This window comes from Arhodomonas sp. KWT, from assembly GCF_010993615.1.
This window is the reverse complement of sequence record NZ_WNXE01000092.1, coordinates 1-11,401: the sequence shown is the minus strand read 5'-3', so window position 1 is coordinate 11,401 and position 11,401 is coordinate 1. Positions and strand designations below refer to the sequence as shown.

Here is an 11,401-nt window from a genome sequence, read left to right as displayed (position 1 = left end):
ATCAGCGAGCTCGAGCGGGGGCGCAAGCAGCCTACGGTGGTCAAGGTGGAGGATCTGTGCCGCGTGTTACGCACGCCACCGCTGACCGCCTACATACTCGCGTTCGCGGACAGCCCCGCGGATGTCGACCGGGTGGTGGACGATGCCGCCGCGCTCGCGAAGCGGATCCTCGAGACCGAGCCGGGGTACTGATCGGGCCGGCCCTGGTTTCGGGGGCGGTACTGATGACCCGCTCGGTCCATACGGGGCTCAGTGGCGCGTCGCCAGGCTGTCTTCCAGCGCCCCGGCGGGCTGGGGCCGGCCGTAGAGGAAGCCCTGGACGCGGTGCACGCCGTGGGCATGGAGCCATTCTGCCTGCGCCGTCGTCTCCACCCCCTCCGGAAGCACGTCCATGTCCATGGCCTGCGCCACCGCGAGGATCGCCTTGACGATGGAGCGGTCGTGCTCGTCGTCGGGCAGCCCGCGGATAAACGCCTTGTCGATCTTGAGGGTGCGTGCACGGACGCGTTTGAGGTAGGCGAGCGAGCTGTAGCCCGTGCCGAAGTCGTCGATGGCGAGCCGGATGCCCATGTCGACGAGACGGTCGATATTGGCCATCGTCGCACCGACGTCCGCCAGAAAGCCCTGCTCCGTGATCTCCAGCTCCAGGTTCTCCGGGGCCAGGCCGCCATGGTCGAGAGCGGCGGCGACCCGGTCGGGCCAGTCCGCGGCCTGGAGCTGGGCGGCGGCGACGTTTACGCCGATCCGCTGTAACGGCAATCCGCGGTGCCGCCACTCGGCGCACTGGGCGATGGCCTGGTGGAGAACCCACTCCCCCAGCGGTACCACCAGTCCGGTCTCCTCCGCGAGGGGGATGAACTCCGCTGGCGGAACGAGTCCCCATTCCGGGTGCTGCCAGCGCACCAGCGCCTCCACGGCTACCGTCTCCCCGCTGTCGAGGTCGACCTGGGGCTGATACCACAGCCGCAGCTCGCCGGCGTCGATGGCGACCTTGAGGGCCTCCTCCAGCCGGACGCGGCGCTGGACCTGCTCGTGCATATCGGCCTGGAAGTACTCGATGCGCCCGCGTCCGGACTGCTGCGCCCGGTGCAGGGCGGTGGCCGCGCGGGTCAGCAGCTCGTCGGTGGTCCTGCCGTCCGTGGGGGCGAGTGCGACGCCCACGCTCGCCGCCAGACGCAGGGTCTGGCCGGACACGGTGAGCGGGTCGGCGAGGGCGTCGATCAGTCGCTGGAGCTGGTGGTCGGCCTGATGGCGCGGGCCGAGGGTCTCCAGGAGTATCCAGAACTCGTCGCCGCCGGGCCGCGACAGGGTGTCGTCGGCGTCCAGGTGGGCGCCGAGCCGTTCCGCGGCCTGCCGCAGCACGGTGTCGCCGGCCTCCGGTCCCAGGCTGTCGTTGATTGCGCCGAAGCCCTCCAGGTCCAGCAGGACCACGGCGAGCGTCCGGCCACGGCGGCTCGTGGTGGCCAGCGCGTGCTCCAGGCGCTCGCGGAAGAAGGCACGGTTCGGCAGGCCGGTCAGGTGGTCGTGGTAGGTACGGTAGGTCAGTTCCTCCTGCGCCTGGTGGGCCTCGGTGATGTCGGCGAATACCGCGACATAGTTCTCCAGGGTGCCGTCATCGCCGCGCACTTCCGTGATCGTGAGCCACTCCGGATAGGTCTCGCCGTTGCGGCGGCGATTCCAGATCTGTCCCTGCCAGACGCCGCGAGCGGTAAGCTCGCTCCACATGTTGCGGTAGAACCCGTCGTCCTGAACGCCGGAGTGCAGGAGGGTCGGCGTCTCGCCGAGGGCCTCGGATTCCGGGTAGCCGGTGATCCGGGTGAAGGCCTGGTTCACCGCGACGATGCGCTGCTGCGGGTCGGTGACCACGATGCCCTCGGCGCTGTGCTCGAATACCGTGGCGGCGAGGCGCAGCTCGGAGAGCTGGCGCTCGTGTTCGGCCCGGATGCGCAACGCCTCCACGCCGAAGGCGATGTCGTCGGCGAGCTCGCGCAGCAGGTTCGCCTCGGCGTCGCCGAATGCGTTGGTCATGTCCGCGTAGACGCTGAGCACGCCGCGGGGATGCTCATCGAGGAGGATCGGCACGGTGATGAGGGCACGCAGGCCGTGGGACCTTGCCGCCTCGCGCCAGGGCCGGAAGCCGGGGTCCTGCTCAATATCGTTGACGCGCTGGATCTCGCCGGTGCGGATGGCGTTGCCGGCGGGGCCCTGGCCGTGGGGGTCGTCCTCGGCCCAGCTCACGCGGATGGCCTGGAGATAGCCCGCACCCTCGCCGGAGGATGCGACCGCGCGCACGTTGCGGCTGTCGTCCTCCGTGATCCATCCGACCCAGGCCAGCGGATAGCCGCCGCCGGTGTCGGTCAGCGCCCGGCACACGCCGGTCAGCAGGCCGTCCACGTCCCCGGCGTGGATCAGCGCGGTGTTGGCCCGGCTCAGCGAGCGCAGTGCGCGGTTGGTGCGCCGCAACTGGGCCTCGCCCCGTTTGCGTTCGGTGAGGTCCCGGATCACGGAGATCATGAAGGTCTCGCCGTTGTAGGTGAGCATGCTGATGCCCACCTCCACCGGCCGGGTCGTGCCGTCCCGGGCGAGGTTGCGCGTCTCGATCCGCATGCTCCCCTGGTCGCGGACCTCCGCCCAGTGCACAGCCCAGTTCTCCGGCGTGAACTCTGTGTTGATGTCCGGAACCCCCAGAGTGAGAAGCTCGTCGCGGGGGTAGCCGAACATGGTGCAGGCGGCTTGGTTGGCGTCGATGATCCGGGCGTCGGGCGCGACCCGCAGGATGGCATCGAAGCTGTGCTCCAGCGCATACCGGGTGAGTTCGAGCTCACGCTCTCGGGTACGCAGCTCGGTCAGGTCGGTGACGAACGCGTAGGAGCTGTTCAGGTGGTCATGCTCGTCGTACAGGCTGGTGGCATGGAACAGTGACGGCACGCGTTCGCCGTCGCGGGTCAGCAGCGTGACCTCGTAGCGGCGTGGTGCGGCATCCCGGTGCCGCAGGCCCGGGATGCCGTCGTGACCCACCTGGCGCTGGAAATCGGCCCGGCTGGCGGTGTCGGCGAACTCGAACGGCAGGCGTCCCTGCATTGTCTCGCGGGCGTAGCCCAGCCGTTCGGCCAGGGTGCGGTTGACCTCGACGGTGCGGCCGTTGGCGTCGACCAGCCAGAAGCCCTCCCGGGCGCCGTCGATGATTCCGTGCCAGAAGACGTCCACCCGGCGTGCACGGCGTGCTTCGGCCAGCGCCAATGCGGCGATGACCACCGCGCTCAGCACCACGAACGCCATGCCCTTGTACGTCTGCCACTCCAACAGGACGGCCTCGCCGGGCGCTATGAGAGCCAGCAGCCGGTCCGATATCAGTATCCACAGCAGCCCGAAGACGAGATAGCCACCGGCAATCACCGCGGCGAAGCGCCAGGGGAATCGATTGTGTCGTGTTGTGTGCACCGCAGCGCCTTTAACCCATCTTCTCGAAGGTGTCGTCCTGCGTCAGCCGGGCTGTGTGCCGGCGCGGCACGGCGCGGGTCGCGCGGTGTAGCCAGGCTACGGGAGTGGCGGGCAACGCGGCCCCGGCGGTGCGCTGTCCCACGGGGAGCGTCGGAGTGGTCCGCCTGACGTGAGTCCCGCCACGCTGGCGCGAACGCGTCCTGCCCCGAACCGGTCCGGCGCACTGGCACACGACAATATCTCCGGGCGGATTTTAGTGTCGTGCGACACGCCGTTGCCGAACCAGCGGCATCCCCGTGCCTTGCGGAGTATCTCCGCGGGTTGCCCCCACCCGCAGCGGACAGGGTAGGCCCGCCGGCTGTGGTGGTCCAGCGGGGAAAGAGGCCGGGTGGTGGCAGGGCCTCGGTGACCGCCTCGCCCTCGCCGGGGGGCAGCGCCCGCCGCGGCGGGCGGCCCGGGCCGCGAGGGCCGGATGCCCGTCGGGCATCCCGTCGCCGCCGCCGCTCAGCGACGGTGTCCGCCGAGCGCCGTGCAAATCGCGGACGACGGGGCTCGGCCCGGCCTCCACGGTGTTGCCTGCCGGGCTCGTTGGGCTGTTTATCGCGTCCGCGGCGCCCCCCCTGGCTGTGAGGGTCAGGCCGGCGCCGCCGGGGGCAGGCTTGGTACCAGGTCGATCGTGCCGAAACTCTCCAGCGTGATCCAGACCAGCAGGGCGGTGTAGGCCCCGAGCAGGGCCACCGACTCGTGGCGGCTCAAGACCATGCGGGTACGCATGAGCAGGAACAGCAGCACCGTCGCCCCGGTCAGCAGGCCCATCAGCGGCGCGGCGACGGAGAAATTGATCACCGCCGCGCCGCCGAGCAGGATTCCGGCGGGGATGCACACCAGCAGGTCGAAGATGTTGCTGCCGAGCACGTTGGCGATGCTGGTCACCCCGCGCCCGGCGCGGGCGGCGCGCACGGAGACGAAGGCGTCCGGCACGGAGGTGCCGGCGGCGACCACGGTCATGCCCCACAGGAAGCTCGGCGTGCCGAAGTACTCCCCGAAGTGCAGCGCCGCCCGCACCAGCGCCTCCACGCCGGCGACCGTGATCGCGAGCGACACCCCGAGCAGTGCCCACTCGCGGCCGGGGCGGATGTGCGAGGCGTCCACCTCCGAGCTGTACTCCAGGGTGTCTTGGTACTGCACGAAGACGTAGAGGGCATACACGGCGAGGGGGATCAGCGCGAGGCCGCGCGTCATCGAGCCGCTGATGGCGCCGGCGGTGGTTGCCACCGGGTGATAGATGACCGCGAAGGAGAAGCTCAGGGTCAGCACCGCGACGGCGATCATGTAGAACTGCGCCTCCTTGTAGACGAGGTCGCGGTTCGCGTGGAGCTGGTGCCGGCCCGAGAGGCCGCAGACGGCGGGGATGACCAGGATGTTGAACAGCGCCGAGCCGACGATGGCGGAGACACCCAGCTCGAACTCGCCGTGCACGAGCGTGGCGATCACGGTGGTGGAGAGCTCCGGGAAGCTCGAGCCGATGGCCACGACGATGGCGCCCTGGACGATCTCCGGCAGCTCGTAGTAGGCGGACAGCCGCTCGGCGGCGCGCTCCAGCAGGCCGCTGCCCTTCCAGATCACGCCGGTGGCGATCAGGGCGACGGCGCTCCACAGCATCAGTGTGGTCAATGGCACTCCCGGTGGTGGCGACGCACGGCTGCGGCGCTGACGCTACACTCGCGGTGGGGCGGGGTAAAGCGCCCGAACGTGAACAGCCGCAACCGGGAGGGGCCGATGGATACCGCACTGGACTGGTACTTCGATGTCGTCTCGCCGTTCTCCTGGTTCGCGCTGCAGCGCCTGGACGCGCTGCCCTCGGAGCCGGCGCTGCACCCGGTGGTGCTCGGCGCCGTCCTCTCGCACTGGGGGCAGAAGGGGCCGGCGGAGATCCCGGGCAAGCGGCTGTGGACCTACCGGGTGTGCGTGCGCTACGCCCAGACCCACGGCATACCGCTGCGTTTCCCGGCGGCGCACCCGTTCAACCCGGTGCCCTACCTGCGCCTGGCCGTCGCCGCCGGGTGCGGACGCCGGGTGGTCCATCACGTCTTCGAGTACCTCTGGACCACCGGTGTCGATCCGCGCACGGAGGCGGCCGTGGCCGGGGCCGCCGAGCGGCTCGGGGTGTCGGTGGACGCGGCCGGCGAGGCGTCCGTGCGTGCCCGGCTGCGGAGTGAGACCGCGGCCGCCATCGAGCGCGGTGTCTTCGGCGTGCCCACACTGGCGGTGGGCGACGAGCTGTTCTGGGGCAACGACGGCATGGATTTCGCGCTGGCCTACCTCGCGGAGCCGGCGGTGCTCGACACCGCGGAGATGCGGCGGGTGGCGGCCTTGCCGGACGGGCTCGCCGACCGCGGCTGACCCCGGCGTTATTCCGTGTCGGTGGGCGGGTCCGGGGCGATCGGCGTCGCCGCCGTCGGGGCGGTGGCCCGGACGGCGGCGGTCACGGCGATCTGGACGGCGAGCAGCGCGGCGAGCGCGAGGATCAGGCGGCGCATCGTTATCCCTCCTCCGTGAGTATCCGGCGCAGGCGGCGGCGCCGGCGCCAGGCCGCGGCGCGCTGGACGACGAGCACCAGCAGCAGGCCGGCCAGCGCGGCCGCGTAGTTGCCGTACTCCACTAGCCGGCGGGTCTCGTCGCTCATCGGCCGGAGCAGCCGCGAGAAGCGGTTGCGCCCGCGCAGGGCGATCAGCGCCGGGTCCGCCAGCGAGGCCTCGACCAGGTTCTGCGCCATCGTCACCGGCTGCAGGTACTGGGTCTCCATGCTCCGCGCCATGATGTCCAGTGCGGAGTCGGTGAGGAAATTGCTTCCGCCGAACACGACCAGCCGCGTGCCCGCCGGTGAGTGGTCGATCAGCGGTGTGGCCCCGGCCGCGCCGTTGTCGTCCGGCCCCGGGGCGGGAGGATCGTCGAAGGCGGAGGTGAAGCGTCCCTGCAGCATGATCCCGAGGGTGCGCCGGCCGCGGTCCCGGGGCTGGGGGAAGCCGAGCAGCGGGTGGGCGTCGTAGTCCGGCAGCAGCGCGCGCTCGCCGCTGGTCCATGCCCGTGAGGAGCTCTGTACCAGCGGTGTGACGGAGAGTCCGCGGGCCTTCGCCGTGTCCACGTGGACCGGTGCGCTCCAGGCCATGGTGACCTGTCGGAGGTTGCCCAGCGCCGGCACGTCGGCGAGCCCGTCGCCGCGCACGTCGACGAACAGGGGGTAGTCCATGGTCCGCATGCTCACCTCGCCGTTGCGGCGCGAGGGCAGGGTGAGTGAGCCGCTCTGCGGGTCGAGGACGAAACGGTCGCTGACGGACACGCCGTTGTGCGCCAGCCACGCCGCCAGACCGGTGTCGCCGGGCTGCACGCTCAGTCCGTCCTTGGCGCTGACCAGTACCGGGCGGCGCGAGCCGGCGACGATCACCGTACCGCCGGTCATCAGGAACTGGTCGATGGCGAAGCGCTGGCGTTCGTCCAGGCCCCGCGGGGAGAGCACCAGCAGCAGATCGGTGCCGGTGGGCACGCGACCGTCGCGCAGGTCCGTGCGTGCGACCGTGGCGTGCTGCTCCAGGCGCTGGAGCAGGGTGCGGTAGGTCCGCCCGCCGGTACCGAGGCGCGCGCGCAGGCCCCTGGGCGGCCGGTAGACGGCGATGGTGCGCTGCTGGCGCGCGTCGAAGCGCCGGATGCCGGACTCGATCGCCTTGCGCAGGGTGTCGGGCTCGAGGTCCCGGGGCAGGTCGACGGTGACCGTGCGCCCGTTCTGCTCCAGGACCATGTAGAAATAGAAGCTGTTGTCGCGGTTGGCCCGGGTGGTCATCGCGCGGAAGCCGTACTCGTCCCGGAGGCGGCGGGCGAGGGTGCCGTCGCCGGCCTGCGGATTGTCGAAGGACACGCGCAGCCGTCCGTCCGAGCGCCTGCGCAGGTCCGCGAGGATATCCTCGAGCGACCCCCGCAGCGTCGCCAGGGGGCCGGGCAATCCGGCCGCCGGCGAGACATAGCCGTGGAAAGTGACCGGCGCGTCGAGTCCGGTGAAGGGATTGCCGTTGTGGCGGGCCCGCCGTCGGACCTTGCGGATCGCCGAGGTCAGTGCGTACTCCGGGTTGCGCAGGGTCACGCGCACATCGCCGCCGCGCCCGCCCTTGATCGCCACCAGGTCGTGGTAGTCGAGGACCACGTGCTCGCCGCCGTAGCGCACGAGCACGTGGAAGTAGGCGCTCACCACCGAGGACTCGTAGCGATTCGCGCTCTTGAGCGACACCGGCTCGATGCCATAGTCCTCGCGGATGCGCCGGGCGAGGGACGCGTTTGTCTGCGGGTCCACGGTGTCGACACTGACCCGCACGTCGCCGGCGCGGGCGTACTCGTCGAGGAGGTCGCGGAGCTGCGGAACCAGGGGCGCGAGCAGCGGGTGGGTCCGGCCGCTGAAGTAGCCGCGGATCACCAGCGGTCCGTCGAGGCCCGCGAGCTGGTCGCGGCTCGCCGCGGAGAGGGTGTAGCGATGCCCCGCGGTGAGGTCCGCCCGCGCGGTGGCGACGGGCTGCAGCCAGGCGTTGGCGATCAGGCAGTTGGCGGCGATCAGCGCGGTGACCGCGTACCACGCCCCGGCCCGGCGCCGGGAACCGCCGGCCCCGGCCCAGCGCAGCCGCTCGATGCCGAGGACGTTCAGCGCCAGGAAGGTGGCGGTGAGGCTGAGGTAGTAGTAGAGGTCACGCAGGTCAAGCACGCCCCGGCTGATGGCCTCGAACCGCGCGCCCGTGCCGATCAGTCGCATGGCGGCGGCGGTCGGCGCGGGGAACAGGGCGGTCAGCCAGTCGCTGCCGACGAGGTAGAAGCCGCCGGTGAGCAGCACGGTGGCGATCAGCGCGACCATCGGGTTGTCGGTGCGTGCCGAGACGAACAGCCCCATGGCGAGGTAGGCGGCGGCCAGGGCCAGGGTGGCGACGTAGCCGCCGATAACCGGCCCCGGGTCCAGGGGGCCGAGCCATGCCACCGTCACCGCCAGCGGCAGGGTCAGCGCCAGCGCGGTGGCGACCAGCAGCAGCGCTGCCAGGAACTTGCCGGCGACCAGTGCCGGACTCGCCACCGGGGTGCCGAGCAGGACCTCCATGGTCCCCGCGCGGCGCTCCTCACTCCACGCGCGCATGGTCACCGCGGCGACCAGCGCGATCAGCAGCAGCGGCATCCACTCGAACAGTGGCCGGAGGTCGGCGATGCCCCGGGCGAAGAAGGCCTCGACCCAGAAGACCACGAACAGGCTGACGGCGAGGAACGCGCCGATGAACAGGTAGGCGGCGGAGGCCCCGAAGAGCAGCCCCGCCTCGCGTCGGAAGATCTGCCGGATTCCACGCATGTCAGGCCTCGTTCTCCGTCTCGGCGAACATCGCCTCCAGGTCCTGGCGCCGGGGTTCCATGGCGTGCAGGCCAATGGCGTGCTCGTGCAGTCGGCGGGCGAGGGCCGGGGCGAGGGCGCCGGGGGTCCCGCTGTCGATGGCGAAGCGGTGCAGGCCCTCCGGTGCCGGCAGCGGCGTCACCTCGCCGAGGCCGTCGAGACCGGCCAGCGCCGCGCGCAGCCTCTCCGCCCCGGTGTCGACGGTGAGCGCCAGTCCCGTGGGCCGGTCCAGGCTGTCCAGGGGGGCGTCCAGTGCCACGCGGCCGCGGCGCAGCAGCAGCACCCGGCCGCAGACCGCGCGCACCTCCTGGAGGATGTGCGTGGACACCAGCACCGTTGCATCTTCTGCCAGCGTGCGGATGAGCGTGCGCATACCACGGATCTGGGCGGGGTCCAGGCCGTTGGTGGGCTCGTCCAGGATCACGACGGCCGGCTCGTGGATGATGGCGGCGGCGACGCCCACGCGCTGACGATACCCCCGGGACAGGGTGGCGATGGTCTGGGCGGCGCGCCCGGCGAGGTCGGTGCTCGCCAGCGCGCGCCGCAGCGCCGCCGGCCGGTTACCGCGTGCAACCCCCTGGAGGGCGGCACGCTGGTCGAGATAGTCGGCGACGCTCATCTCCGGGTAGACGGGGCAGTTCTCCGGCAGGTAACCGATACGGCGCTGCAGCGCCCGCCGGTGCCGGTCCATCGCGTGGCCGCCTATGACCACCTGCCCGGCGCTCGGGTCGAGGGCGCCGGCAAGCATCTTCATTACTGTGCTCTTGCCCGCCCCGTTGCGTCCGAGCAGGCCCACGACCTCGCCGCGGCCGATGCGGAAGGACACGTCCTCCACGGCGGTGACGCCGGCGTAGCGCCGGGTCAGCTGCTGACTCTCGATCATGCCGACTCCCTGTGGCGTTGTGACGGCACGGCGTGCCGCCGGCGGGTATAGTGTGCCCCCGCGGGAGACTCCGCCAAGGGGCCGCGCTCAGCAACAGTGTGACGGGGAGGAATGATGGAGACGATCACGTTCGACGATTTCATGAAGGTGGAGCTGCGTGTGGGCCGGGTGGTGTCGGCGGAGCCGTTCCCCGAGGCGCGGCGGCCCGCCTATATCCTGCACGTGGACTTCGGCCCGGAGATCGGGCAGCGCAAGTCCAGTGCCCAGATCACGGCGCACTACACGCCGGAGTCGCTGGTCGGGCGGCAGGTGGTGGCGGTGGTTAACTTCCCGTCCAAACAGATCGGCCCGATCCGCTCGGAGTGCCTGGTCACCGGTTTCCATGACGACGACGGCGAGGTCGTGCTGTGCGTGCCCGACGGCGATGTGCCGACGGGCACGCGGCTGCTGTGAGACCCGTCCCGCCGGCACCGTGCCGGCGGGACGGAAGGCCCTTACCGGCCGCTTTCCTCCCGGGCGAAGTAGTCGCGGGTGACCGCGAAGATCGTCCCGGAGAGCGCGAGCAGGGCGATCAGGTTGGGGATGGCCATCAGCGCGTTGAGCACGTCGGCGATCAGCCAGACGATGCCGAGCTTGGCCACCGCGCCGACGAACAGCAGCACCACCCAGAGGTAGCGGTAGGGCATGATGGCCTTTACGCCGAAGAGGTACTCGGCGCAGCGCTCGCCGTAGTAGCTCCAGGCCACGATGGTGGTGAACGCGAAGATGATCAGCCCGAAGGTGACCACCCAGTTGCCGCCGGGCACGCCGTCGCCGAAGGCGATCGAGGTCAGCTCGGCGCCGCTGGTGCCGCTCTCCCAGGCACCGGAGAGCACGATCACCAGCGCCGTCATGGTGCAGACGATGATGGTGTCGATGAAGGTACCGAGCATCGCCACGGTGCCCTGGCGTACCGGGTCGTTGGTGCGCGCGGCGGCGTGGGCGATGGGGGCCGAACCGAGGCCGGCCTCGTTGGAGAAGATGCCGCGGGCGACACCGAAGCGGATCGCCGTCATCACCGCCGCGCCGGCAAAGCCGCCGGTGGCCGCCGTGCCGGTGAAGGCGTCGCCGACGATGTGGGCCAGCGCTCCCGGCACCGCCTGGATGTTCACGACGATCACCACCAGGGCGCCGAGTATGTAGACCACGGCCATCAGCGGCACCAGCCGCTCGGCGAGGCCGGCGATACGGCGCACGCCGCCGATGATCACGAAGAAGACCAGCACCGCGAGCACCAGCCCGGTGACCCAGGTGGGCACGTAGAGATTGGCCTCCATGACGTCGGCCACCGCGTTGGACTGCACGGTGTTGCCGATGCCGAAGGCCGCGACCATGGCGAAGAGCGCGAACAGCGCGCCGAGCCAGCCCCACTTCGCACCCATGCCGTTGCGGATGTAGTACATGGGCCCGCCGACGTAGCGGCCCTCCTCGTCGACCTCGCGGTACTTCACCGCCAGGACCGCCTCGCCGTACTTCGTGGCCATGCCCACCAGCGCGGTGATCCACATCCAGAAGACCGCGCCCGGGCCGCCGACGGCGATCGCTGTGGCGACGCCGCCGATGTTGCCGGTCCCCACGGTGGCGGACAGCGCGGTGGACAGGGCCTGGAACGGCGTGATCTCGCCCTT

General features: G+C 71.1%; 9 protein-coding genes. 3 read left to right on the top strand and 6 right to left on the bottom strand.

Annotated elements, in window-relative coordinates; genetic code table 11:
* Positions 1-192 (top strand): hypothetical protein (locus G7A99_RS24920; RefSeq protein WP_371807618.1); only part of this gene is annotated, 192 nt, incomplete at its 5' end.
* Between the two features lie 57 nt (positions 193-249).
* Here G7A99_RS24920 and G7A99_RS12785 read toward each other — a convergent pair.
* Positions 250-3,441, bottom strand: coding sequence for an EAL domain-containing protein (locus G7A99_RS12785; RefSeq protein WP_163140698.1), 3,192 nt, complete (start codon positions 3,439-3,441; stop codon positions 250-252).
* Positions 3,442-4,074: 633 nt separating this feature from the next.
* Positions 4,075-5,121, bottom strand: coding sequence for a sodium:calcium antiporter (locus G7A99_RS12780; protein WP_163140696.1), 1,047 nt, complete (start codon positions 5,119-5,121; stop codon positions 4,075-4,077).
* 99 nt (positions 5,122-5,220) lie between these two features.
* Between G7A99_RS12780 and G7A99_RS12775 the strand changes: the two genes are divergently transcribed.
* Positions 5,221-5,844: a 2-hydroxychromene-2-carboxylate isomerase gene (locus tag G7A99_RS12775; RefSeq protein WP_163140694.1), complete on the top strand. Its 624-nt coding sequence runs from the start codon at positions 5,221-5,223 to the stop codon at positions 5,842-5,844.
* An 8-nt stretch (positions 5,845-5,852) separates the two neighbouring features.
* Here the strand turns inward: G7A99_RS12775 and G7A99_RS25775 are convergent, their stop codons facing one another.
* The 3 genes from G7A99_RS25775 to G7A99_RS12765 are packed head-to-tail and all read right to left on the bottom strand — an operon-like array spanning position 5,853 to position 9,734.
* Entirely contained in the window at positions 5,853-5,981 is a 129-nt protein-coding gene (locus G7A99_RS25775; protein WP_018717889.1) for a hypothetical protein, read from the bottom strand.
* Positions 5,982-5,983: 2 nt separating this feature from the next.
* Positions 5,984-8,812 (bottom strand): Gldg family protein, encoded by a 2,829-nt coding sequence (locus G7A99_RS12770; RefSeq protein WP_018717890.1) that lies wholly within the window; start codon positions 8,810-8,812, stop codon positions 5,984-5,986.
* A gap of 1 nt (position 8,813) precedes the next feature.
* The gene (locus tag G7A99_RS12765; RefSeq protein ID WP_163140692.1) at positions 8,814-9,734 is read right to left on the bottom strand and encodes an ABC transporter ATP-binding protein; all 921 of its coding nucleotides are present in this window, start codon (positions 9,732-9,734) and stop codon (positions 8,814-8,816) included.
* Between the two features lie 114 nt (positions 9,735-9,848).
* Here G7A99_RS12765 and G7A99_RS12760 point away from each other — a divergent pair, with 114 nt between their 5' ends.
* A complete protein-coding gene (locus G7A99_RS12760) occupies positions 9,849-10,187 on the top strand; it encodes a tRNA-binding protein (RefSeq protein WP_163140690.1) in 339 nt (112 codons plus the stop codon).
* Positions 10,188-10,228: 41 nt separating this feature from the next.
* Here the strand turns inward: G7A99_RS12760 and G7A99_RS12755 are convergent.
* Positions 10,229-11,401: sodium:alanine symporter family protein (locus G7A99_RS12755; RefSeq protein WP_163140688.1), on the bottom strand; the 1,173-nt coding region annotated here is incomplete at its 5' end.

What these genes read in the sequence shown, in the direction of transcription:
- G7A99_RS12775 (WP_163140694.1), top strand. Translation starts at nt 5,221, where the DNA reads ATGGATACCGCACTGGACTGGTACTTCGATGTCGTCTCGCCGTTCTCC.
- G7A99_RS25775 (WP_018717889.1), bottom strand. Translation starts at nt 5,981, where the DNA reads ATGCGCCGCCTGATCCTCGCGCTCGCCGCGCTGCTCGCCGTCCAGATC.
- G7A99_RS12770 (WP_018717890.1), bottom strand. Translation starts at nt 8,812, where the DNA reads ATGCGTGGAATCCGGCAGATCTTCCGACGCGAGGCGGGGCTGCTCTTC.
- G7A99_RS12765 (WP_163140692.1), bottom strand. Translation starts at nt 9,734, where the DNA reads ATGATCGAGAGTCAGCAGCTGACCCGGCGCTACGCCGGCGTCACCGCC.
- G7A99_RS12760 (WP_163140690.1), top strand. Translation starts at nt 9,849, where the DNA reads ATGGAGACGATCACGTTCGACGATTTCATGAAGGTGGAGCTGCGTGTG.